Below are 23,713 nucleotides of genomic sequence, written 5' to 3' on the forward strand. Positions count from 1 at the left end.
CGGCCGAGATCCCTCCACAGAGCGTCCACGGGCCCGCTCACACTCCCTCCACAGACAGGAAAGGTCCGCATCGCCCGCCGGAGTAGGGGCCCCGAGGGTTTTCCACAGTTTCCACACGTGTTAACACTGTTAACGCAGTTCTCTCTTTAATGAGGGGCGAACGACAACCTCTCCACAGACCTCGCATCGGGCGGTGCCCTCCCCCCGCTTCCGGGCGCGGCGAGGCTGACGAGTACGATGGGCGTCGGTCTTCGTCCACGACTCGTCAGGGGTGCACTTGTGAGGTTCCAAGCCAACCGCGACGTCTTCAGCGAGGCGGTGTCCTTCGCGGTCAAGCTGCTCCCGCAGCGCACGACGCTGCCGATCCTCTCGGGCATCCTCATCGAGGCGACGAGCGAGGGGCTGACGCTCTCCTCGTTCGACTACGAGGTCTCTGCCCAGACGCAGATCGCCGCCGATGTCGAGGAGACCGGTACCGTCCTCGTCTCCGGCCGTCTGCTCGCCGACATCGCGAACCGCCTGCCGAACGCTCCCGTTCGCATCTCGACCGACGAGTCGCGCGTGCACGTCTCGGCCGGCTCGGCGCACTTCACGCTCCTGCAGATGCCCGTCGAGGAGTACCCGAGCATCCCCGAGATCGACGCCTCCACCGGTCTCGTGCCGGCCGACGCCTTCGCGGCCGCGATCTCGCAGGTCGCCGTCGCCGCCTCCCGCGACGACGTCACACCCGTCATCACCGGCGTGCAGCTCGAGATCACCGAGAACACGATCGGACTCGTCGCGACCGACCGCTACCGGGTCGCCGTCCGCGAGATCGACTGGGACAACGGGGACAACCCGGCCCCCGCCGAGCCGCTGACCGCCCTGGTGCCCGCGCGCACTCTCCAGGAGGTCGGCAAGACCTTCGGCCACTCCGGCACGGTCTCGGTCGCGATCACCAACCGCGACGAGCGCGAGCTGATCGCCTTTACCGCCGACCGCAAGACCGTGACGTCGCTGCTCATCAAGGGCAACTTCCCCCCGGTCAAGCGCCTCTTCCCCGCGTCCGTCGAGAACTACGCGGTCATGTCGACCAGCGACCTCATCGAGGCCACCCGGCGCGTCTCGCTCGTGCTCGAGCGCGAGGCCGCCCTGCGCTTCAGCTTCAGCAGTGACGGGCTCACCCTCGAGGCCATCGGGTCGGAGCAGGCGCAGGCCTCCGAGACCATCGATGCGATCGTCACCGGCACTGATGTGGTCGTGTCGCTGAAGCCGCAGTTCCTGCTCGACGGGCTCGCGGCCGTGCACTCGGAGTTCGTGCGCATCGCGTTCACGAAGACCGAGAACCCCAACAAGCCCGGCCCCGTGCTGATCACCGCCCAGACCTCGCGCGACCAGCCGGGCACCGACAGCTACCGCTACCTGCTGCAGCCCAACCTGCTGCTGCGCTGACCCCGCCGCCGCACTGATCGGCAGCCCGCACACTCCCCCTTCGCAACGTCGCGACCGAACGGCTCCCGACGAGCGCCCGCCCGCCGGACATCGAACTCCAGGAAGGTTCACCATGCACATCGGACTCGTCGGACTCGGCAAGATGGGCGACAACATGCGCTCCCGCCTCCGTGAGAAGGGCGTCGAGGTGACCGGTTACGACCGCAACCCCGACGTGACCGACTCCGCCTCGCTCGACGAGATGATCGCGGTGCTCCCCGCACCGCGCATCGTCTGGGTCATGGTCCCGGCCGGCGAGATCACGGACGCGGTCGTCAAGGACCTCTCCGAGAAGCTCAGCGAGGGCGACCTCGTCATCGACGGGGGCAACTCCCGCTTCACCGAGGACTTCAAGCACGACGCGCTCCTGAAGCCCAAGGGCATCCACTACATCGACGCCGGCGTGTCCGGTGGTGTGTGGGGACTCCAGAACGGCTACGGCCTGATGGTCGGCGGCCCGAAGGAGCTCGTCGAGTACGCCATGCCCGTCTTCGACGCGCTGCGCCCCGAGGGCCCCCGCGAGGAGGGCTTCGTCCACGTCGGAGAGGTCGGAGCCGGCCACTACGCGAAGATGGTCCACAACGGCATCGAGTACGCGCTGATGCAGGCGTTCGCCGAGGGCTACGAGCTCCTCGAGACCCGCGACGACATCATCAAGGACGTCACCGGCACCTTCAAGGCGTGGCAGCGCGGCACCGTCGTCCGCTCCTGGCTCCTCGAGCTCCTCGTCCGCGCCCTCGAGCAGGACCCGGAGTTCAAGAACATCGAGGGCTTCGTCCAGGACTCGGGCGAGGGCCGCTGGACCATCGAGGAGGCCATCAACAACGCCGTCCCGGTGCCCACGATCAGCGCCTCGATCTTCGCCCGCTTCGTCTCCCGCCAGGAGGACTCCCCCGCGATGAAGGCGGTGGCGGCGCTGCGCAACCAGTTCGGCGGGCACTCGGTCAAAGCCGTCGATTGAGCGGAGCTCAATCGACGGGTGAGGCCGGTCCCTGCCCGGCCTCACGGCGGTCGGCTTCTCGAAGCGGTAGCGCCGCGTAGAGCCGGTTCCGGACGGCGACCTGCGGCCCGCCGCCACCGTGAGGCACAGGATGCTCTCACGGCGGCGGCGGGCCTACGGCCGCCTACTCCTGAGGATCATCGTCAGGCGGAGGTGTCTCGCCGACCTTCGCAGACCAGCTGCTCACTGCATGCTGGTCGAGTAGCCCGCGCAGCGGGCGTATCGAGACCCATCGGAGTCAGAGGGTCGCGGGCGGCGGAGCAGTGGAGGAGGTGGGCGCGTGCATGTGACGCAGCTGGCGCTGAGTGACTTCCGCAACTACGCCTCCGTCGATGTGGGGCTGGTGCCGGGGCCGAACCTGTTCGTGGGGCGCAACGGTCAGGGCAAGACGAACCTCGTCGAGTCGTTGGGCTACCTCTCCACGCTGGGCTCGCACCGGGTCTCGACCGATCAGGCGCTGATCCGCGCGGGCCGCGACAGCGCGGTGATCCGCGCCCGACTCCGCAACGCCGACCGCGAGCTGCTGGCGGAGGTGCAGATCAACCGCTCCTCCCCCAACCGTGCGCAGATCAACCGCGGCGGGATCAAGCCGCGCGAGCTGCCGCGCTTCTTCTCGAGCGTGCTCTTCGCTCCGGAGGATCTGCTCCTGATCCGCGGCGATCCCTCGGCCCGCCGCAGGTTCCTCGACCAGCTGGTCGTCCTCCGCTCTCCCCGGATGAGCGCGGTGCAGGCCGACTACGAGCGCGTGCTCCGACAGCGCAACTCGCTCCTCAAGTCGGCGCGCGCGACCGGGATCCGCGACACGTCGAAGCTCGGCACGCTGGACATCTGGGACGAGCGGTTGATCACCCTGGGCTCCGAGATCATGCAGTCGCGCCTGACGCTGGTCGACGAGCTGAGCGGTCCGGTCCGCGGCGCCTACGAGGCCGTCGCCGGCGCCGACCAGCGTCCGCTCCTCCGCTCACGACTCAGCATCGAGGGAGCCGTCGACGACGACGGCGAGCCGCTCGACGCGGCCGACTCCCCCACGGCGACCGACGGGCGGGTTCTGGCTGAGGGATTCGCGACCGCGCTGGCCTCGGTGCGACGTCGCGAGCTCGACCGAGGTGTCTCACTGGTCGGTCCGCATCGCGACGACGTGCAGTTCGAGCTCAACGACCTGCCGGCGAAGGGCTACGCGAGCCACGGCGAGAGCTGGTCGTTCGCACTCGCCCTCAAGCTGGGGGCCGCCGAGCTGCTCCGGCGCGACTCGCCGATGGGCGATCCGGTGCTGATGCTCGACGACGTGTTCGCCGAGCTGGACGCCCGCCGTCGCGAGCGGCTCGCCTCGGTGGTGGCCGACTACGAGCAGGTGCTGATCACCGCCGCCGTGTTCGACGACGTCCCCGCCGACCTGGCGGCGCACACGGTGCGCATCGAGGCGGGCAGCATCGTCGTCCCGGAGGAGGAGCCGGCGCACGCCGCCGAGGCACCCGCCGCCGGGGAGCCCGACCGTGGCTGAGGCGCTCCGCCGCGGTGCGCCGGCCCCCGACTCCGAGGCCGCGCGGGTCTACCGCCACCTCAAGGAGGTGTTCGGCGGCGACGGACCGCGCCGCGTCCGCAAGACGGTCGACCGCGCGGAGCCCAAGGGCGACGCCGTCCCCTTCGGCAAGGGCCGCGACCCGCACGATCTCGGCGACGTCCTCGACGGCCTCACGAAGAAGCTCGGCTGGACCGCTCCCCTGGCCCAGGGCGACCTCATCTCGTCGTGGACCGCGATCGCGGGCGAGGAGACGGCCAAGCACTCGACTCCGCTCGGAGTCGTCGACGGCGTGCTCACCGTGGCGTGCGAGTCGACGGCCTGGTCGACGCAGCTGCGGCTGATGCGGATCGAGATCATGAATCACATCGCGGTGAACTACTCCGACGCGGGCATCTCGGCGATCCGTTTCCAGGGCCCCGACGTCCCGAACTGGAAAAAGGGCCCCAGGTCGATTCCAGGGCGTGGTCCGCGCGATACCTACGGCTGAGGACGCATTTTCGGTCGGCCGCCGAGAAATCGCGCGTCAGATCGCCGTCCAGCGCCTCGAGCCGACCCCGTTCCGAGGTAGAATGGAGGGCCGCCGAACCGCAGCGACGCCCGTCCGCAAGATCTTGCGATCCGATGCATCGGATGCGTCGCGTCGGACCGTCAGAGGAGAACTCCACAGCTATGACACCCGAGCCGACCGACTCCACGTCACCCGCCACGAACGACCTGGACGCGACCGGCTCCGCCAGCCCCTCCTCCGGCATGTCGACCAAGTCCTCCGGTGACTACGGCGCGAACCAGATCCAGGTCCTCGAGGGTCTCGAGGCCGTGCGCAAGCGCCCCGGCATGTACATCGGATCGACGGGTCCCCGCGGCCTGCACCACCTGGTCTACGAGATCGTCGACAACGCCGTCGACGAGGCGCTCGCGGGCTACTGCGACAACATCGAGGTCGTCATGCGCGCCGACGGAGGCGTCACGGTCGCCGACAACGGCCGCGGCATCCCCGTCGACATGCACCCCACCGAGGGCATCTCGACCGTCGAGCTGGTGCTCACCGTGCTGCACGCCGGCGGCAAGTTCGGCGGAGGCGGCTACGCCGTCTCGGGCGGTCTGCACGGAGTCGGCTCCTCCGTCGTCAACGCGCTCTCGAGCAGGCTCGAGGTCGCGGTGAAGCGCCAGGGCGGCGTCTACCGCATGACCTTCGCCGACGGCGTCCCGGAGGCGCCGCTCAGCCACGACGAGGCGAGCGACGAGACCGGCACCACCATCACCTTCTGGCCCAATGCCGGCATCTTCGAGACCGTCGAGTTCGACTACGAGACGCTCCGCGCCCGGTTCCAGCAGATGGCGTTCCTCAACAAGGGCCTGCGCATCGCGCTCACCGACGAGAACGAGGTCGAGTTCGACGGCGAGGGCGAGGACGAGACGTCCGGCCCCCGCAACGACGTCTTCCTCTACGAGAAGGGCCTCGTCGACTACGTCGAGTACATCAACTCGCTCAAGAAGTCCGATCTCGTGCACTCCGAGATCATCGACTTCGAGACCGAGGACAAGGAGCGCCGCATCTCGCTCGAGGTCGCGATGCAGTGGACCACGGCGTACACCGAGAGCGTGCACACCTACGCGAACACGATCAACACCCACGAGGGCGGCACCCACGAGGAGGGCTTCCGCGCGGCGCTCACCACCCTCGTGAACAAGTACGCCCGCGCCAACAACCTCCTCCGCGAGAAGGACGAGAACCTCTCGGGCGACGACATCCGCGAGGGCCTGACCGCCGTCGTGTCGATCAAGCTCGGCGAGCCGCAGTTCGAGGGCCAGACCAAGACCAAGCTCGGCAACACCGAGGCGAAGGCGTTCGTGCAGCGCGTCACGGGCGAGCAGCTCGCCGACTGGTTCGACCGCAACCCCAACCAGGCCAAGGACATCATCCGCAAGGCGATCCAGGCCGCCTCGGCGCGGATGGCCGCGCGGAAGGCCCGCGAGACTGCGCGGCGCAAGGGCCTCCTCGAGGGCGGCGGCATGCCCGGCAAGCTCAAGGACTGCCAGTCGAAGGACCCGTCGATCTCCGAGATCTTCATCGTCGAGGGCGACTCGGCGGGCGGTTCGGCCGTCCAGGGCCGCAACCCCGAGACGCAGGCGATCCTGCCGCTGCGCGGCAAGATCCTCAACGTCGAGAAGGCCCGCCTCGATCGGGCGCTCGGCAACAACGAGGTGCAGGCGATGATCACGGCCTTCGGAGCCGGCATCGGCGAGGACTTCAACCCCGACAAGGCCAGGTACCACAAGATCATCCTGATGGCCGACGCCGACGTCGACGGCCAGCACATCACGACGCTGCTGCTGACTCTGCTGTTCCGCTACATGCGTCCGCTGATCGATCTCGGCTACGTCTACCTCGCCCAGCCGCCGCTCTACCGGCTCAAGTGGTCGAACTCGCCGCACGAGTACGTCTACAGCGACCGCGAGCGCGACGCCCTGCTCGCCCACGGCTCGGCGACCAACAAGCGGATGCCGAAGGACAACGGGATCCAGCGCTACAAGGGTCTCGGCGAGATGGACTACAAGGAGCTGTGGGAGACCACGATGGACCCCGCGACGCGGACCCTCCTCCAGGTCACCCTCGACGACGCCGCCGCGGCCGACGAGATCTTCTCGACCCTGATGGGCGAGGACGTCGAGTCCCGCCGCTCCTTCATCCAGAAAAACGCGAAGGACGTGCGGTTTCTCGACATTTGATCGGTTATCGCACTGCGATAACCGACAAATGTCGAGGTCGAGTAGGCCGCTAGCGGCCGTATCGAGACCTGGACGTCCTCCAGCCCGCCGCTCTCGAGCGCGAGCCCACATCACACCCGAGCTCCCCGCCGAGTAAGAGAAAAGACTCATGGCAGACGAACCCACCACCCCCACCGGCCCCTCCGAGGGAGAGGACATCGTCACCGAGACCGGTGTCGTGATCCACGGGCACGACAAGATCGAGCCGGTCGACCTCCAGCTCGAGATGCAGCGCTCGTACCTCGACTACGCGATGAGCGTCATCGTGGGTCGTGCGCTGCCCGAGGTGCGCGACGGCCTGAAGCCCGTGCACCGACGCGTGATCTACGCCATGTACGACGGCGGCTACCGCCCCGACAAGGCGTTCTCGAAGTGCTCGCGCGTCGTCGGCGACGTGATGGGCCAGTTCCACCCCCACGGCGACTCCGCGATCTACGACGCGCTCGTTCGCCTCGTGCAGCCCTGGAGTCTCCGCTACCCCCTCGCGCTCGGGCAGGGCAACTTCGGCTCCCCCGGCAACGACGGTGCGGCGGCGCCCCGGTACACCGAGACGAAGATGTCTCCGCTGGCCCTCGAGATGGTCAAGGACATCGACAAGAACACCGTCGACTTCCAGGACAACTACGACGGCCGCACGCGCGAGCCGGCGATCCTCCCCGCCCGCTTCCCCAACCTCCTCGTCAACGGCTCCGTCGGCATCGCGGTCGGCATGGCGACGAACATCCCGCCGCACAACCTGCGCGAGGTGGCGGCCGGCGCCAAGTGGGCGCTCGAGAACCCGGAGGCGTCGCGCGAGGAGCTCCTCGAGGCGCTGCTCCAGCGCATCAAGGGTCCCGACTTCCCGACCGGCGCCCAGATCCTCGGCGTCCGCGGCATCCAGGACGCCTACCGCACCGGTCGAGGCTCGATCACGATGCGCGCGGTCGTCTCGATCGAGGAGATCCAGGGTCGCACCTGCCTCGTCGTGACCGAGCTGCCGTACCAGGTGAACCCCGACAACCTCGCGATCAAGATCGCGGAGCTGGTCAAGGACGGCCGCGTCTCGGGCATCGCCGACATCCGCGACGAGACCTCCGGTCGCACCGGTCAGCGACTCGTGGTCGTTCTCAAGCGCGACGCGGTCGCCAAGGTCGTGCTGAACAACCTCTACAAGCACACCCCGCTGCAGGAGAACTTCGGCGCGAACATGCTCGCGATCGTCGACGGCATCCCGCGCACGCTCTCGCTCGACGGATTCATCCGAGCCTGGGTCGACCACCAGGTCGAGGTCATCGTGCGCCGCACGCAGTACCTCCTCGACGAGGCCGAGGCGCGCATCCACATCCTGCGCGGCTACCTGAAGGCGCTCGACGCGCTCGACGAGGTCATCGCCCTCATCCGCCGCTCACCCACCGTCGAGGAGGCGCGCGACGGCCTGATGGAGCTCCTCGAGATCGACGAGGTCCAGGCCCGCGCGATCCTCGACATGCAGCTGCGCCGCCTCGCCGCGCTCGAGCGCCAGAAGATCGTCGACGAGCACGACAAGATCCAGGCCGAGATCGAGGACTACAAGTCGATCCTCGCGAGCCCGGAGCGCCAGCGCACGATCATCTCGGAGGAGCTCGACGAGATCGTCGACCGCTTCGGCGATGACCGCCGCACCGAGATCCTCTTCGGCTTCGACGGCGACATGAGCGTCGAGGATCTGATCCCCGAGGAGGAGATGGTCGTCACCGTCACCCGCGGCGGCTACCTCAAGCGCACCCGGAGCGACTCCTACCGCGCGCAGCACCGCGGCGGTCGTGGCGTGCGCGGGGCGCAGCTGAAGGCCGACGACATCGTCGAGCACTTCTTCGTCACCACCACGCACCACTGGCTTCTGTTCTTCACGAACACAGGACGCGTGTACCGCGCCAAGACGTACGAGCTGCAGGAGGCGAGCCGCGACGCGAAGGGCCAGCACATCGCCAACCTGCTCGCCCTCGAGCCGGGCGAGCAGATCGCGCAGATCCTCGACATCCGCGACTACGAGGCGGCGCGCTACCTCGTGCTCGCCACGCGCGACGGACTGGTGAAGAAGACCGCCCTGTCCGAGTACGACACCAACCGCTCCGGCGGCATCATCGCGATCAAGCTGCGCGAGGGCGACGAGCTGGTCTCGGCGCTGCTGGTCGAGGACGACAGCGACGTGCTGCTCGTCTCGCGCAAGGGCATGTCCATCCGCTTCACCGCCTCCGATGAGGCGCTGCGCCCGATGGGCCGCTCCACCTCCGGAGTGAGGGGCATGTCGTTCCGGGGCGAGGACCGCCTGCTCGACGCCAACGTCGTGAGCGACGAGGGCTACGTCTTCGTGGTCACCGAGGGCGGCTACGCCAAGCGCACCGCGGTCGACCAGTACCGCCTCCAGGGGCGCGGCGGCCTGGGCATCAAGGTGGCCAAGCTCGAGGAGAAGCGCGGCGACCTGGTCGGCGCGATCATCACCGGAGAGGACGACGAGGTGCTCGTCGTGCTCGCCAGCGGCAAGGTGGTACGCTCTGCCGTGGCCGAGGTACCGGCCAAGGGTCGCGACACCATGGGAGTCGTCTTCGCACGATTCGCTGAGGACGACCGCATCATCGCACTCGCCAAGAACACCGAACGCAATCTCGACGCCCAGGACGAGGATCCCGACGCCGCAGTGGCGTCCTCCGAATCCCACACGGTGTCGGAGGAGGATGGGTCCGCCGATGAGTAGCAGCGTCGCCGAGAAGCTCGCCAAGAAGTCCGCGAAGAGCCCGGCGGCGAAGCAGGTCAGACTCAAGCTCGTCTACGTCGACTTCTGGTCGGCCGTCAAGCTGTCGTTCCTGCTGGGGCTGACGCTGGCGATCATCACGATCGTCGTCGTCTACCTCGTCTACACGGTGCTCGCGCAGACGGGCGTGTTCGACGAGGTCAACGGCCTCGTGCAGGACATCGCCGGCGCGGAGGCGTTCGATCTCAACACGATCATCTCGCTGCCCCAGATCATGGGCTTCGCGGTCGTCGTCGCCGTGCTCAACACGATCGTCACCACCGCCCTCGGTGCGATCATCGCGCTGCTCTACAACCTCAGCGTCAAGATCACCGGCGGCCTGCTGGTCGGCTTCACCAACCAGTAAGACGCACGGTCGAAGCGGCCGATTGGGATTCTGACTCCGTGTCAGGTAGAGTCTCATCTGGCCATTTCGGGGGTATAGCTCAGGCGGTTAGAGCGCTTCACTGATAATGAAGAGGTCCCAGGTTCAAGTCCTGGTACCCCCACCCGAGCCAATTGTGATCGCCGCTCCTCGCGCGGCGATCCGCGGTCGGCTTGTCGAGGTGGCCCGTTCCCATGGAGCGGGTCGCGTCGGCTGCCGGAATTCGCTGGCACGCGAATTCCGCCTCTCGCCTCCATCTGGCGGGAGAGCACTCCGGTCCGCGCGACCGGTCTGCACGGGGCCTTAGCTCAGTTGGTAGAGCGCCTGCTTTGCAAGCAGGATGTCGGGAGTTCGATTCTCCCAGGCTCCACATCTCCGCCGTCATCGGCGAATTCCTCAGGACGGGCGTCAGTCGCCCGGGTGCCGACGTCTCGCGCGTGCAGCGAACGCGTCCAGCGCCGCGAGAACCTCCCACGCCGCTGAGGCCGCGCGCTCCCGCTGCTCCGCGTCCACTCGGTTGATCATGCAGCCGCCTTGTTCAACCCTGCGCGTCCAGCCTTCGACATGCGTTCGGAGTTCTCTGCGCTAGGGCGCCGTCAGGCCTGCTCGCAGGCGGCGCCGAGGAAGGCCTCGACGGAGACCGTCTCGGCGGTGCCGTCGCGGATGTCGCCGATGATGATCTCGCCGACCGAGAGGGTGTCGAACTGCTCGGAGGTGAAGACCACCCGGCGCGCGACCACGGACTCGTCCTCGGCCCACGCACCGAGGGAGTAGTCGACGCCCGGTGCGAAGCGGTCGATCACCGTGTCGGCCGGCCAGACGGTGCGGCCCACCAGATCCGTCGCGCCGAGCTCGGTGACGGCGGCGGGGGAGACCCAGCGCGTGATCCTGCGCAGCCCGTCCCCGATGACGAGCGGAGCGCGGTCGTCGGCCGCGAGATCGAGACCGCTCACGAGGCCGGAGCAGACCACCACGACGCCGAGCACCTGCCCGTACTGGCCGCCGCGCCCGATCCCGACCGTCGCGGTCGAGGCGGGCTCGGTCGCGCATCCGGAGAGGGCGAGAGCCGCCACCGCCGCGAGAGCGACTCCTCCGCCCGTGATGCCGTGCCGCATGAGACCTCCCGGGGTCACCCTACGGCCCGGGATCACCCTGCGGCCGGGAGCGCCAGTGCCAGGGCCGAGAGCGCCTGGGGGAGTGAGGGGGCGCCCTCGGCGCGGAACACGGCCGCACCCTCCGCGTCGAGCACGACGACGGTCGGGGTCGAGCGGATGTCGGCCGCCTCCGCCCGACCGGGATGGAAGGCGACGTCGAACTCGTGGATCTCGGCCGACGGCACCAGCTCGGCGGCCCGCTCGAGGACCGCGCGTGCGGCGTTGCAGGCGCCGCAGAAGGCGGAGGTGTACAGCTCGATGATCACACTGAGGGGAACCCCGCGATCGGCCCTGCGATTCCCCGAGTGGTCAGCGGAGGAGCCAGGCCTCGTTCATCCCGAGCGCCACGTCGACCAGTTCGACGCGTTCGAGGCCGTCGACCTCCGGGAGCGGGAACCAGGCGGCCGCGTCGGTCGAGCCGTCGACCTCGTGGGTCAGCTCGCCCCCGACGATGCGGGCGCGGTAGACGACGCGGATCGCGTGGAGCGGGCCCGCTTCGGGGACGCTGCGGCGGTGCGCGGGGATGACGTGCGAGTCGACTCCGATCAGAGCCTCGAGCTCGGCGTGGAAGCCCGTCTCCTCGAAGATCTCCCGTACGGCGGCGTCGGCGGGCGACTCGCCCTCGTCGATCCCGCCGCCGGGGAGCGTCCACGCCTCCCAGGGCCCCTGGCTCCAGTGAGCGAGGAGCATGCGATCACCGTCGATGATCACGCCGTACGCGGCGACCCGGATGTCCATCACGGAAGCCTAACCCCGGTGCGAGGAGGTGCCGGACAGACGGAAGAGCCGGACCTCGCTGTGCGAGATCCGGCCCGGAGTCCGTCGATCAGGACGCGGTCGACGCCGGGGACTGCGCGGCGCTGGCCGGCTCGTCCTCGGCGACCCACAGCTCGTCGTCGGCACGGAACGTCTGCCAGACGGCGTAGCCGATGCCACCCACCGCGACGAGCGCGGCGCCGATGGCGAAGACGGTGCCGGCCGTGTTCTTCTTCTTCGGGGGAGTGGTCAGCTCCTCCCAGCGCGCCTTCGAGATCTCGGCGAGCTTCGCGCGGTTCTTCGAGTCCTTCGCGGCCTCGAACGCGGCCGCGGCGGTGCCGCCGACAGCGGCGAAGGTCGGCAGCACCTTGTGCTTGTAGGCGTCGCGGGCGGACGAGTACGTGCCCTCGACCGCCGAGACGCCGTTGTCGTACACGGGCCGGACGCGGGACTGGTACGTGTCCTTGACGAGGGGCACGACCTCCTTCTTCGCGTACTTGGTCGCGTGACGGCGGCTCTTCTCGAGAACAGCGGCGGCGTGCGCCAGCACTTCCTGCTGCTCGCTCCAGACCGCCTCAGCGTTCTTCCGGAGACGCTTGAGGTCCTTCTTGTGCTTACGTGACAGACCCATGTTGGTCCTCCATCGGCTACGAGCAGCGAACGCGTCAATACTGCCACTCATCACGCGGCGTCCGCATCGCGCACCCAGCGCATTGACACCGGGCGTTGCGGAGCCCTACATACGCGCTGTGCGAGAATCCACCCATGCCTTTGCACACCGCAGTTGCGACGTTCCACACCAACAAGGGCGACATCGTCGTCAACCTCTACGGGAATCACGCTCCCAAGACGGTCCGCAACTTCGTCGGTCTCGCGACCGGCGAGATCGAATGGACCCACCCCGCCACCGGCGCGAAGACCACGGAGCCGCTCTACAACGGCACCGTGTTCCACCGCGTCATCCCCGACTTCATGCTCCAGGGCGGCGACCCGCTCGGCCAGGGCATCGGCGGCCCCGGCTTCCAGTTCGACGACGAGATCAGCCCCGAGCTCGACTTCACCGAGCCCTACATCCTCGCGATGGCCAACGCCGGCAAGCAGGCGGGCCGCGGCACGAACGGCTCGCAGTTCTTCATCACCGTCGCTCCGACGACGTGGCTGCAGGGCAAGCACACCATCTTCGGTGCCGTCGCCGATGAGGAGTCCAAGAAGCTCGTGCAGTCGCTCTCGACCGTGGCGACCGACGGTCGCGACAAGCCTCTCGACGACGTCGTCATCGAGAGCGTCGAGATCACCGAGGCCTGATCGCCTCATCCACCAACCTCTCGAGGGCCGGGTCCGTCAGGGCCCGGCCCTCGTTCTCACCGGAGGCACGTTCGTGACCCAGGTCCCGCCGAGCAGCGCCTACTCCTGCTACCGCCACCCCGACCGGCAGAGCTTCGTGCGCTGCCAGCGCTGCGGCCGCACCATCTGCGGGGAGTGCCAGACGCCTGCTCCCGTCGGCGTGATCTGCCCCGACGACATGGCGCAGCAGCGCGCCTCCGCCCCGCGCACCCGCGGACCGCTCGTCTCGCGCGTGCGCGCGATGACCCGGGCCGACCAGCCCACGGTCACCTACGCGATCATCGCGCTCTGCATCGTCGTCTGGATCCTCGAGATCCTGCCCTTCGTCGGCAACACCGTCATCGGCGGTCTCCTCTACGCCCCCGCCTACACGCTGCCGGGCTTCGGCGCCGGCTTCGAGCCGTGGCGCATGCTGACCTCGGTGTTCCTGCACAGCACGTCGCTCTTCTTCGTCATCCCGTTCCACCTGGTTCTGAACATGTACACGCTGTGGGTGTTCGGCATGGCCCTCGAGCGGATGCTCGGCCGCGGTCGCTACCTCACCCTGTTCCTGCTCAGCGGCTTCGCGGGATCGGTGGGCGTGCTGCTGCTGTCGAACCCGCTGACCCCCGTGCTCGGCGCCTCCGGAGCGATCTTCGGCCTGATGGGCGCGTACCTCGTGATCCTCCGGCATCTGGGGGGACAGGCGTCGCAACTCCTCGTGCTCGTCGGGCTCAACCTCGTGATCGGCTTCCTGCCCGGGATGAACGTGGCCTGGCAGGCGCACGTCGGCGGGCTCGTCGCCGGCGCCCTGATCGGCCTCGTCTACACGCGGACCCGGCAGCGCTCGCAGCGCCGGACCCAGAACCTCCTGGTCGGGCTGATCGGCGTCGGCCTCGTCGCGGTGTCCGCGGCTGCGTATGTCCTCGCCTGACGCGGCTCAGGCGTCCCGGATCGCGGCCGACACCGCTTGATCCGGTTATCCCGCGGGGCTCGTGAGCGTCGTCCACAGCGCGCGCTCACAGCTGTGGACGGAGTTATCCACAGAGTTGTTAACACTGGGGAGAACTACGCCGGTGTGATTCGCGCGGCTCCCGCAGTGGCCCGGAGAGAGCGCCGTCGTTGCGGCGATGCGGCGCGATCCGCCCTCCGTCCGCCCGTTGCGGGGCGCCATGGGAGTTCTCCACAGGAGATTCCACACCTGGGGATAATTACACGCGTGTAGTTCGCTCGAGCAGGGCGACCACGACGGTGGCGTCGCGATCGTCGTCCCACCGGATCCCGGTGGTGAAGCCGACGGAGGCGAAGGCATCGGCGCTCGCCTCCGCCTGCTCGCGACTGGTCTCGATGACGACGCCGCCCCGCGGAGCCAGCCAGTCGAGCGACTCCCACGCGATCCTGCGGTGCAGGGCGAGCCCGTCCGGGCCGCCGTCGAGGGACTCCGCCGGCTCGTGCAGGCGCGCCTCGGGAGGCATGAGCGCGATGGCATCGGTCGGGACGTAGGGGGCGTTCACGACCACGAGGTCGAGGCGATGCCGATCGGAGTCGGGCAGGGCGTCGAAGAGGTCGCCCTGGTGCACCGGTGCGAGATCGCCGAGGGTGCGGCGGGCGCAGGCGACCGCAGCGGGGGAGAGGTCGGCCGCGCGGAGGAGGAGGCCCGGGCGCTCCTCCAGCAGCGACCGGCCGATGGCCCCGGCGCCGCAGCAGAGGTCGAGCACCTCCGCCGTCGGGCCCGGCAGGACCGAGAGGGCCGTGTCGACGACGAACTCGGTCCGCACCCGCGGCACGAAGACGCCGGGCGCGACGGGGATGCGCAGGCCCCGGAAGGCGACCCAGCCGAGGATCTGCTCGAGCGGCTCACCGGCCTCCCGCCGGCGCAGGAGCGCATCGAGCACCTCGGGGGAGGGGGCCGCCTCCCCGAGCAGCTCCGCCTCCTCCTCCGCGAAGACGCAGCCGGCCGCGCGGAGTCGCGCCACGGACGACGAACGCCCCGTCGGCGGGCCGGACGGGGCGTCGTTCACGCGGGAGGCGGGGTCAGCGCCAGCGGGTCGTCATCAGGAAGCCGATGAAGGCGATCCCGAAGCCGATCAGGATGTTGAGGTTGCCGAGATCGGGGATCGGCAGCACACCCTGGCTCACGTAGAAGACGATGATCCAGGCGAGGCCGAGCAGCATGAAGCCGAACATCACCGGCTTGAACCAGACCGGGTTGGGGGTCGGCTCTCCGGTCCGGGCCTCGTCGCGCTCGGGCTTCGGGCTCTTCGTCGCTCGTGCCATGCCGACCACTGTACCGGCCCGGGGCCGCGGACCGGGAGCGCGGGCCCTGAGGGGGACCTGTGGAGAGCTGTCCACAGGCCCGTCCGGCCCGACCGGGGGTTCACGACGCCCGCCTAGACTCATCGCATGTCCGACCAGCAGCCCGAGGCGGCTCCTCTCCGCCCGCGCGCGCGGCGCAGGAGCGCCCGTCCGCGTCGTCGCCTCTCGTTCTTCGGCGTCGTCGGCGAACTGCTCATGACGGCGGGCGTCCTGGTGCTCCTCTTCCTCGGCTGGCAGCTGTGGTGGAACGACGCCGTGATCGCCGGTCAGCAGACCTCCGAGGCGGCGGAGCTGCGCGACGGCTGGGCCGCCGCGGATCCCGTGCCCGCGCCGAGCGCGCCGGCCGAGGCGGCGCCGGTCGACTTCGGAGCCCCGGTCGTCGCCTCCGCGGCCGCGATCGACACTTCCTTCGGCAACCTCTACATCCCCCGGTACGGCGAGGGCTGGGTGCGCACGATCGCCGAGGGGATCGACGCGGCCAACGTCCTCGACGAGGGCAGCATCGGCCACTACCCGGGCACGCAGATGCCGGGCGAAGCGGGCAACTTCGCGCTCGCCGCCCACCGCAGCGCCTACGGGGGCGGGATGCACCTCATCGACGAGCTCCAGCTGGGCGACGCCATCTACATCGAGACGGCCGACGGCTGGTACACCTACCGGTTCCGCAACCTCGAGTACGTGCAGCCGTCCGATGTGCAGGTCATCGACCCGGTGCCGTGGGCGTCCGACGTCGCTCCGACCGATCGGCTCATCACGCTGACGAGCTGCAACCCGCTCTACTCGACGGCCGAGCGCATCATCGCCTACGGCGTCTTCGAGTCGTGGCAGCCCCGATCGGCCGGCGCTCCGGCCGAGATCGCGGCCTCGCTGGCCGAGGAGGGCTGATCGTGTACGCGGCGCTGTGGCGTGTCCTCCCCGGTCCCTGGTGGGTCCGGCTGCTCCTCGTGCTCGTGCTGCTCGTGCTCGTGCTCGTTGCGCTGGCCGAGTGGGTGTTCCCCTGGGTGCAGTCGATCGTGCTCGACCAGAACGTCACCGTCCAGGAGTGACGGCGAGCGGGATGACCCGGATCCTCGTGGTCGACCACTACGACAGCTTCGTCTTCACGCTGGTCGCATACCTGCGCGAGCTGGGCGCCGAGGTCGAGGTCGTGGAGGCGGCCGACCTCGCACCGGGCGACGCCGTGCGTGCCGAGCGGGTCGACGCGGTGCTCCTGTCGCCGGGGCCGGGGAGACCCGGCGACGTCGCCGGCTCGGTGGGCCTCGTGCACCACGCTGTGGAGCGGGGTCGTCCGCTGCTCGGCGTCTGCCTCGGTCACCAGGTCATCGCGCACGCGCTCGGTGGCACCGTGTCGGAGGCACCGGAGCTGTTCCACGGCCGCACGTCGGCCGTCCTGCACCAGGGCGATCCGCTCTTCGCGGGCATGGCCTCCGGGTTCTCGGCGATGCGGTACCACTCGCTCGCGGTCGAGCGATCGTCTCTGCCCGCCGAGCTCGAGGTGACCGCTGCCACCGCCGACGGGGTCGTGATGGGACTCCGGCATCGGACGGCGCCGGTGGTCGGCGTGCAGTTCCACCCCGAGTCGGTGCTCTCGGAGGGCGGCCGACTGCTGCTCGGCAACTGGCTCGCCGAGGTCTCCGCGGTCTGAGTCGACGCATTGAGGCCACTCGCGCTGGAGGGGATCCACATCGAGCGGTTCTGCTCATCGCGGGACGATTCCGGTGCGAACGCGATTCTCATCGCCCGGCTATTCGCGACCAGCAGGTCGAGTCGATCGCTTGCGCCACGTGACTCGAACGGGGGTAGGATATCTGCGTCAGGGTTGATGCGGATCTCGCCACCGGAGCGCTATGGGTGGTGGGCATCAGGGTCCGAATCAGCGTCGAATCGCGGCCGCACACATCCGAACCGTCATGATGCCCCCCAAGCTGGTGTCGCGATCTGACGGACATGTGGCGGAGAGGAGAGCGCTCTCTCCCTGCATAATCAGAGGGCGTCGGCAGGGGGCTGACCGCATACACAGACTTTTCGGGAGATCACATGGTGGACTCGATTTCCTGGTCGTACTCGGGATTACGGGAGCTCGAGACTCTCGGTCCGAGGATCGTCGTCAAGCCGGGTACCGTCCCGCGCATGAGCGGATCGGGCTTCGCCTCGAGCGAGCTCAGCGCGACGGTCGTCTCGGTCTCGCCGCTGCGGATCCTGCGCGGCACCTGGGGCGCCGATGACACGTCCGTGCTGAACTTCGTGTTCCTCATCGACGGCTTCGTGCGGATGGTCGCACCGGAGCGGACGGTGCTCCTGCGCCCGGGATCCATCTCGTACCAGCCCGGAGCGACGACCTTCACGACGGAGGCGACCACTCCGGTCACCCTGCTGCAGCTCTCGATCCGCCGCGAGGAGATGCGCCGCTACGGCTTCGACACGGAGTCGGGCCTGTACGCGCTCGATCCCGATGCGCGCTCGACCCGGGCGGCCTTCGCCTTCACGACCGCCTTCGCAATGGCCGCCGATGCGGGAGCCGGACTCCCGAGCGAATCGGAGATCGGCGGCTTCGCGCACGTCGTGAAGCAGATGCTGGTGAGCGCCTACCTCACGGCCGTCGGCACGCAGCCGGGCACGACCAGCGTCCGCGCGGCGACCCTCGGGCGCGCGCGGACCGTCATCGATCGGACGCACCGCACCCCGCGCTGCACCCCGGAGGCGGTGGCCGACGCCGTCAACGTGTCGACGCGCTCGCTCCAGCGGCTGTTCGAGGACGCGGGTACCACCGTGGCGAGCGAGATCGAGCGCGCACGGGTGGCGAGTGCGGTCGAGCTGCTGCGCCGTCGGCCCCGCGAGATCTCGCTCGAGACGATCGCGGGGGCCTCGGGTTTCTCGTCGGCCGATCACCTGCGGAGGGCGCTGAAGCGCCGCGAGGGCATGACCCCGAGCGACATCCGCAGCCGCGCCGCGCTGCCCGGCGAGTCCGTGGCGCACGACAACGTGCTGCGCCTGGCGCCGGCTCTCTCGGACGCACGACGCGCCTGACGAGCCCCGCCGGCACCGTCCGACGCGCCTGACGACCCTCGGCCGGCAGCGGGCGGTCAGCCCGCGCAGTACCCGAGAGTGATCGTCGAGCCCTGCGGCACGTCTCCCGGCGGGAGCGACTGGGACGTGATGGGCGGATTCGCGCGCACCGAGTCGCAGGTCTCGTCGGGCGCCTCGACGCCCTCGAGCTGCAGCTGCTCGCCCTCGAGGGTCGCCAGCGCGCTGCTCAACGACTGGCCGACCAGGTCGGGCAGGGTCACGGAGCCGGAGGAGACGACCAGGTCGACGGGCGATCCGGGGGCCGCCTCCTGCCCGGCGCTCGGAGTGGTCGAGATCACGATGTCAGCGGGCACCGTCGGCGAGTTCTGCCGGGTCTGCGAGCCCTCGACGAGACCGACTCCGGTCAGCGTGGCGATCGCGTCGCTGAGCGCGGTCCCCGCCGTGCCGGGGACGGCCACGGGCTGGGGGCCCTGCGACACGTAGACGCGGATGACGGTGTCGGGGGCGACGATCGTCCCCGAGCCGGGGTCGGTGCGCGTCACCTCGCCCGCGGGCACCGAGTCGCTGTACTCGGTGAGCTGGCTGGGCACGAGGTCGAGTGCCGTGAGCGTCGACTGAGCGCTGTCGTAGCTGGTGTCGACGAGCGCCGGGACCTCGCGCGACTGCGACGGGAGGGTCGTCGTCGGCTGGAGCGTGAGCACCCAGATCACGAGCGCGGCCACGATGACGGCGAGCACGACGATCGACGACCAGATCCAGAGCACCGGCGGCCGGCGCTGCGTGCGCACGATCGAGTTGTCCTCGGCGAGCTGGCGCAGGGCGAGCTCGGAGTCGTTCATCCCACCCTGGCTGCGCGCCGCGAAGAGCGAGGTGGTCAGCTCGTCGATCGGACGGTGGTCGGGCAGGCGGCCCGCCGCGGCGTCGGCCAGGTCGTCGCGGAACTCGGCGGCACCCTGGAACCGCTCGTAGCGGTCCTTCGACAGCGCGCGCGCGACGACGGCGTCGAGCGCGGGCGTGACCGCGGGGTTGATCGAGCTGGGGGCGGGCGGGGTCTCGCTGACGTGCTGGTAGGCGACGGCGACCGGAGTGTCTCCGCGGAACGGTGCGCGGCCGGTGAGGAGCTCGAAGAGGACGATGCCCGCCGAGTACAGGTCGCTGCGGGCGTCGACCTGCTCGCCCTTCGCCTGCTCGGGGGAGAAGTAGGCCGCGGTGCCCAGGATGGCGGTCGTCTGCGCGACGGTCGCGGCCGAGTCGGAGACGGCGCGGGCGATGCCGAAGTCCATCACCTTCACCTGCCCCGACGGAGTGATCATGATGTTGCCGGGCTTGATGTCGCGGTGCACGACTCCGGCGCGGTGCGAGTACTCGAGGGCGGTGAGGATGCCCTCGGTGATGCGGACTGCCTCGTCGAGATCCACCGGACCCTCCGCGATGATGTCCTTGAGCAGGCGGCCCTCGATGTGCTCCATCACGATGAACGGACGGCGGCTCTCGGAGCCGTTGTCGTCGATCGTCACCTCTTCGCCGGCGTCGAAGACCCGGACGATGGTCGGATGCGACATGCGCGACGCGGCCTGCGCCTCCTGGCGGAACCGCAGCCGGAACGCGGAGTCGGACGAGAGCGAGAGCTTCAGCTCCTTGATCGCGACCGTGCGGCCGAGACGCGTGTCGGTGCCGAGGTAGACCTCGGACATCCCGCCGCGACCGAGCCGGGGCCCGACCTGGTAGCGACCAGCGATCAGGCGACCCTCATCCGTCACGCGCACGCTCCCCTGTCCATCCGTTCGGCCCGACCCCCCCGGGGAGCCACGGCAAGTGTACATTCGGGGCCCGGCGGATCCGCCGGGGGCGCGGCGGGGGAGTGGTGCAGGGCGGGGTCCAGGAGGGAGGTGGGTCTCGATACGCCCGCTGCGCGGGCTACTCGACCAGCATGCTTGTCGCCCGTTGCTCGGGCGGCATGGTGGTCGCCCGTTGCTCGGGCGGCATGCCGCCGGCTACTCGTCGGGGGTGCCGGTCGAGGTGGGAGTGCTCGACGTGGCCGACGGCGTCGGGGTGGGGGCGGGAGCGACGACGGTGACGGTGAGGGTCGGCGAGGCGGCCGACTCCGTCTCGCCGCAGATCACGGTGTAGGTGACGTCGATGGTGCCCGCGGCGGGGCCGGCCTGGATGGCGGCGGTGGTCGAGTTCGAGGGGTTGGTGCTCGTGACCGCGGCGCCCTCACCGGTCGCGGTGACGCGGTAGCCGGTCACCGAGGTGCCGCTCGGGCACTGGTTGTAGTTGCTCCAGGTGACGTTGAAGGTGTCGCCCGCGTCGATGCTCGCGGCCGCCGGAGTCACCGTCGGGACGGCGGTCGGGGCGTCGGGGGTGGCGACGGCGGTGTAGACCGTGACCGTGATGGTCGTCCCCTTCGGGACGTTGGCGGTCGGGTTGACCTTCTGGACGAGTCCCACCTGATCCTCCGCGGGGGCGCTCGGACCGTCGGCGCTCGAGACTCCCATGCCCAGGGCCTCGAGCTCGGCCTCGACCTCGTCGAACGGACGGCCGACGTAGTCGCTCTCGGTGATGACGACGGTGCTCGCGGTGGGAGTGGGCGTCGGAGTCGGAGTGGGCGTCGGCGTCTCGGACGGGACGGGGGTCTGCGAGACGGTCGGCGTCGGCTGGGCCTCGGTGCTCTCACCGGTGGTCAACGCGAAGATCGTGCCGGCGATCACCACCGCGAGGATGACGATCAGGGCGATGAGGGGCCAGGTCCACGGGCTGCGCTTGCGCGGCTCGTCGACGACGTCCTGCGGCTCGTCGATTCCGGCGAGGGCTCCGGCGCCGAGAGCGCCCGCGCCCATCGCCGTCGTCGCGTTCGAGGGGAGCACGGTCGTCGCCTGGGTGGTGCCGCCCGCCGACGGGAGCACCGTGGTCGCCTGCGTGGACGGCAGGTCTCCGAGCACGGCGGGCACGGCGACGGCGGCGCCCCGCACGTCGCCCGAGCGGAGGGCCTGCGCGGCCCGCGCGAGGTGGGCCGCGGTCGCGGGGCGGTCGGCCGGCTTCTTGGCGATGCAGGAGTAGACGAGGTTGCGCACCGGCTCGGCGACCGTGACCGGCAGCTCGGGCGGGGTGTCGTTGATCTGGGCCATCGCGATGGCGACCTGCGACTCGCCCGTGAAGGGGCGGCGCCCGGCCAGGCACTCGTACGCGACGATGCCCAGCGAGTAGATGTCGGTGGCGGGGGAGGCGGGCTGGCCGCTCGCCTGCTCCGGGGACAGGTACTGAACCGTGCCCATCACCTGGCCGGTCGCCGTCAGCGGGACCTGGTCGGCGATGCGGGCGATGCCGAAGTCGGTGATCTTGACCCGGCCGTCGGGCGTGATCAGCAGGTTCCCCGGCTTCACATCGCGGTGGACGAGCCCGGCGGCGTGCGCGGCGTGCAGCGCCAGCGCGGTCTGCGCGACGATGTCGAGCACCTTGTCGGTCGAGAGGACCCGCTCGCGCTCGAGGACGGTCGACAGCGCCTCTCCGGGCACCAGCTCCATCACGAGGTAGGCGGAGCCGTCCTCCTCGCCGTAGTCGTAGACGTTGGCGATGCCCTCGTGGTTGACCAGTGCGGCGTGGCGGGCCTCGGCGCGGAAGCGCTCGAGGAAGCCCGGGTCGCCGAGGTACTCGTCCTTCAGGATCTTGATCGCGATGGTGCGGCCGATCACGAGATCGGTCGCCTGCCACACCTCTCCCATGCCGCCGATGGCGATCCGGGACTGCAGCTCGTAGCGTCCCCCGAAGGTGAGCCCTGTAGTGGGTCTCATTTGTTCAGCACCGCCTCTAGTACCTGTTGTGCGATGGGTGCGGCGATCAGGTTGCCGTACCCGGTCTGGCCGAGCCCCCCGCCGTCCTCGACGAGGACGGTGATGGCGTACTGCGGGTCGTCCGCAGGCGCGAATCCGGTGAACCAGAGGGTGTACGGGTCGTCCCCGCCGTTCTCGGCGGTACCGGTCTTACCGGCCACTGTGACGCCCCCTATTGTTGCATTCGTCGCCGCACCGCCCTCGACGCTGGCGACCATCATGGCCTTCACGGCGTCCGCCGTCTGCTGGCTCACGGCCCGCCCGAGGGACTTCTCCTCGAACTGCTGCAGCACGCTGAGATCCTGCGAGCGGATGACGTCGACCAGGTTCGGCTGCATCACCTCGCCGCCGTTCGCGATCGCGGCCGAGACCATGGCGATCTGCAGCGGAGTCGCCCGCACCTCGTACTGGCCGAAGGCGGTGAGCGCGGTCTGGGCGTCGTCCGTCGTCTCGGGGTAGGTGCTCGCCTCGACCGACATCGGGATCTCGAGCTCGGTGTCGAAGCCGAACTTCTCGGCCTGCCCGCGGATGGCGTCGGCGCCCAGCTGGACGCCCATCTCGGCCATGGGCACGTTGCACGAGAGCGAGACGGCCGTCGCGAGCGTGACGGTGTCTCCCGAACCGCAGAGACCGCCTCCGGAGTTCGTGACCTGCGTGCTCGTGCCGGGCAGCGTGTAGGCCTGAAGGTTGGGGAAGCTGGAGTCGGGGGTGAACCGGCCCGACTCGAGGGCGGCCGAGGCGACGACGAGCTTGAAGACGGAGCCGGGCGGGTTGAGCGAGCCGCCGATGGCGCGGTTCACGAGGGGCTCCGACGCGTCGTCGTTGAGGGCGGCGTAGGCCGCGAGCACGTCGTCGGTGTCGTGCGAGGCCAGCGCGGAGGGGTCGAACGTGGGCTTGGAGACCATCGCGAGGATGCGGCCGGTCGCCGGCTCGGTCACGACGACGGCTCCGGTGTCGTCGCCGAGGGCGTCGAAGGCCGCCTGCTGGGCGACCGGGTCGATCGAGAGCTCGACGGAGGCGCCCTTCGGGTCCTGCCCCGAGACGAGGTTGTCGATCTCGTCGAAGAACTGCGAGTTCGAGGTGCCCGACAGGTAGTCGTTGAGCGAGCGCTCGATGCCGGTGGTGCCCTGGTTGAGCGTGAAGTAGCCGGTGACGGCCGAGTAGAGCGGCCCGTTCGCGTACTGGCGCTGGAACTTGTAGAGGTCGTCGGACGGCGTCGAGGAGGCGATCGGCTGGCCGCCCACGAGGATGGCGCCGCGCTCGGTCGAGAAGCTCTCGTAGAGGGTGCGGGTGTTGCGGGAGTCCTCGGACAGGGTGTCGGCCTGCAGCACCTGGATGGTGGTCGTCGACAGGAAGAGGGCGACGAACATCGTCAGGACGACGAGGCTGACGCGCTTGAGTTCTCGATTCAT

Annotated in this window: 22 protein-coding genes and 2 tRNA genes; 15 read left to right on the top strand and 9 right to left on the bottom strand. The window is 69.6% G+C overall.

Annotated elements, in window-relative coordinates:
- The first annotated feature begins 279 nt into the window (after positions 1–279).
- From dnaN to GRS96_RS02790, 9 genes are all read left to right on the top strand, one after another.
- Positions 280–1,431, top strand: coding sequence for a DNA polymerase III subunit beta (gene dnaN / locus GRS96_RS02750; RefSeq protein ID WP_159987670.1), 1,152 nt, complete (start codon positions 280–282; stop codon positions 1,429–1,431).
- A gap of 112 nt (positions 1,432–1,543) precedes the next feature.
- Positions 1,544–2,431: a phosphogluconate dehydrogenase (NAD(+)-dependent, decarboxylating) gene (gene gnd / locus GRS96_RS02755; RefSeq protein ID WP_159856099.1), complete on the top strand. Its 888-nt coding sequence runs from the start codon at positions 1,544–1,546 to the stop codon at positions 2,429–2,431.
- A 319-nt stretch (positions 2,432–2,750) separates the two neighbouring features.
- Positions 2,751–3,971 (top strand): DNA replication/repair protein RecF, encoded by a 1,221-nt coding sequence (recF, locus tag GRS96_RS02760; protein ID WP_159987671.1) that lies wholly within the window; start codon positions 2,751–2,753, stop codon positions 3,969–3,971.
- Positions 3,964–4,479 carry a DUF721 domain-containing protein gene (locus GRS96_RS02765; RefSeq protein ID WP_159987672.1) on the top strand — a complete coding sequence of 172 codons (516 nt, stop codon included), beginning with the start codon at positions 3,964–3,966 and terminating at the stop codon, positions 4,477–4,479. Before recF ends, GRS96_RS02765 begins: the two co-directional genes overlap by 8 nt.
- Positions 4,480–4,742: 263 nt before the next feature.
- Positions 4,743–6,722: a DNA topoisomerase (ATP-hydrolyzing) subunit B gene (gyrB, locus tag GRS96_RS02770; protein WP_235021953.1), complete on the top strand. Its 1,980-nt coding sequence runs from the start codon at positions 4,743–4,745 to the stop codon at positions 6,720–6,722.
- Between the two features lie 148 nt (positions 6,723–6,870).
- Entirely contained in the window at positions 6,871–9,474 is a 2,604-nt protein-coding gene (gyrA, locus tag GRS96_RS02775) for a DNA gyrase subunit A (protein WP_159987673.1), read from the top strand.
- Entirely contained in the window at positions 9,467–9,877 is a 411-nt protein-coding gene (locus tag GRS96_RS02780; RefSeq protein ID WP_159856089.1) for a DUF3566 domain-containing protein, read from the top strand. Before gyrA ends, GRS96_RS02780 begins: the two co-directional genes overlap by 8 nt.
- A gap of 68 nt (positions 9,878–9,945) precedes the next feature.
- Positions 9,946–10,019: transfer RNA gene (locus tag GRS96_RS02785), tRNA-Ile, on the top strand.
- Between the two features lie 173 nt (positions 10,020–10,192).
- Positions 10,193–10,265, top strand: a tRNA-Ala gene (locus GRS96_RS02790).
- A gap of 226 nt (positions 10,266–10,491) precedes the next feature.
- On the opposite strand, the gene GRS96_RS02795 is transcribed toward GRS96_RS02790, so the two are convergent.
- From GRS96_RS02795 to GRS96_RS02810, 4 genes are all read right to left on the bottom strand, one after another.
- On the bottom strand, positions 10,492–11,010 hold the full coding sequence (locus GRS96_RS02795; protein WP_159856087.1) for a hypothetical protein: 519 nt from the start codon (positions 11,008–11,010) through the stop codon (positions 10,492–10,494).
- Between the two features lie 32 nt (positions 11,011–11,042).
- On the bottom strand, positions 11,043–11,315 hold the full coding sequence (locus GRS96_RS02800; protein WP_159856085.1) for a glutaredoxin family protein: 273 nt from the start codon (positions 11,313–11,315) through the stop codon (positions 11,043–11,045).
- A 43-nt stretch (positions 11,316–11,358) separates the two neighbouring features.
- Positions 11,359–11,787 (bottom strand): NUDIX hydrolase, encoded by a 429-nt coding sequence (locus GRS96_RS02805; RefSeq protein WP_159856083.1) that lies wholly within the window; start codon positions 11,785–11,787, stop codon positions 11,359–11,361.
- Between the two features lie 88 nt (positions 11,788–11,875).
- The gene (locus GRS96_RS02810) at positions 11,876–12,436 is read right to left on the bottom strand and encodes a hypothetical protein (RefSeq protein WP_159856081.1); all 561 of its coding nucleotides are present in this window, start codon (positions 12,434–12,436) and stop codon (positions 11,876–11,878) included.
- A 134-nt stretch (positions 12,437–12,570) separates the two neighbouring features.
- Between GRS96_RS02810 and GRS96_RS02815 the strand changes: the two genes are divergently transcribed.
- Positions 12,571–13,110, top strand: coding sequence for a peptidylprolyl isomerase (locus tag GRS96_RS02815; protein ID WP_159987674.1), 540 nt, complete (start codon positions 12,571–12,573; stop codon positions 13,108–13,110).
- A 73-nt stretch (positions 13,111–13,183) separates the two neighbouring features.
- Complete coding sequence (locus GRS96_RS02820) at positions 13,184–14,062, top strand: rhomboid family intramembrane serine protease (protein ID WP_235021937.1); 879 nt, start codon at positions 13,184–13,186, stop codon at positions 14,060–14,062.
- A gap of 277 nt (positions 14,063–14,339) precedes the next feature.
- Here GRS96_RS02820 and GRS96_RS02825 read toward each other — a convergent pair whose 3' ends face one another.
- Positions 14,340–15,104 (bottom strand): putative protein N(5)-glutamine methyltransferase, encoded by a 765-nt coding sequence (locus GRS96_RS02825; RefSeq protein WP_159856075.1) that lies wholly within the window; start codon positions 15,102–15,104, stop codon positions 14,340–14,342.
- A gap of 58 nt (positions 15,105–15,162) precedes the next feature.
- Entirely contained in the window at positions 15,163–15,405 is a 243-nt protein-coding gene (locus GRS96_RS02830) for a cell division protein CrgA (protein WP_159856073.1), read from the bottom strand.
- 126 nt (positions 15,406–15,531) lie between these two features.
- On the opposite strand from GRS96_RS02830, the gene GRS96_RS02835 reads away from it, so the two are divergent.
- The 4 genes from GRS96_RS02835 to GRS96_RS02845 all read left to right on the top strand — a co-directional run bounded on the left by GRS96_RS02835 (position 15,532) and on the right by GRS96_RS02845 (position 18,471).
- Positions 15,532–16,329 (top strand): class E sortase, encoded by a 798-nt coding sequence (locus tag GRS96_RS02835; RefSeq protein ID WP_159856071.1) that lies wholly within the window; start codon positions 15,532–15,534, stop codon positions 16,327–16,329.
- 2 nt (positions 16,330–16,331) lie between these two features.
- A complete protein-coding gene (locus GRS96_RS20435; protein WP_204162019.1) occupies positions 16,332–16,490 on the top strand; it encodes a hypothetical protein in 159 nt (52 codons plus the stop codon).
- A gap of 11 nt (positions 16,491–16,501) precedes the next feature.
- Positions 16,502–17,089: an anthranilate synthase component II gene (locus tag GRS96_RS02840; RefSeq protein WP_159856069.1), complete on the top strand. Its 588-nt coding sequence runs from the start codon at positions 16,502–16,504 to the stop codon at positions 17,087–17,089.
- Positions 17,090–17,574: 485 nt separating this feature from the next.
- Entirely contained in the window at positions 17,575–18,471 is an 897-nt protein-coding gene (locus GRS96_RS02845) for a helix-turn-helix domain-containing protein (RefSeq protein ID WP_159856068.1), read from the top strand.
- 56 nt (positions 18,472–18,527) lie between these two features.
- Here GRS96_RS02845 and pknB read toward each other — a convergent pair whose 3' ends face one another.
- The 3 genes from pknB to GRS96_RS02860 form a co-directional block, all read right to left on the bottom strand.
- A complete protein-coding gene (gene pknB / locus GRS96_RS02850; protein WP_236553548.1) occupies positions 18,528–20,231 on the bottom strand; it encodes a Stk1 family PASTA domain-containing Ser/Thr kinase in 1,704 nt (567 codons plus the stop codon).
- Positions 20,232–20,465: 234 nt separating this feature from the next.
- On the bottom strand, positions 20,466–22,262 hold the full coding sequence (locus tag GRS96_RS02855) for a protein kinase domain-containing protein (protein ID WP_159856066.1): 1,797 nt from the start codon (positions 22,260–22,262) through the stop codon (positions 20,466–20,468).
- Positions 22,259–23,713 carry a peptidoglycan D,D-transpeptidase FtsI family protein gene (locus tag GRS96_RS02860; protein WP_159856064.1) on the bottom strand — a complete coding sequence of 485 codons (1,455 nt, stop codon included), beginning with the start codon at positions 23,711–23,713 and terminating at the stop codon, positions 22,259–22,261. Before GRS96_RS02860 ends, GRS96_RS02855 begins: the two co-directional genes overlap by 4 nt.

Origin of the sequence: Rathayibacter sp. VKM Ac-2803, from assembly GCF_009807175.1 — a bacterium.
Lineage (GTDB): Bacteria > Actinomycetota > Actinomycetes > Actinomycetales > Microbacteriaceae > Rathayibacter.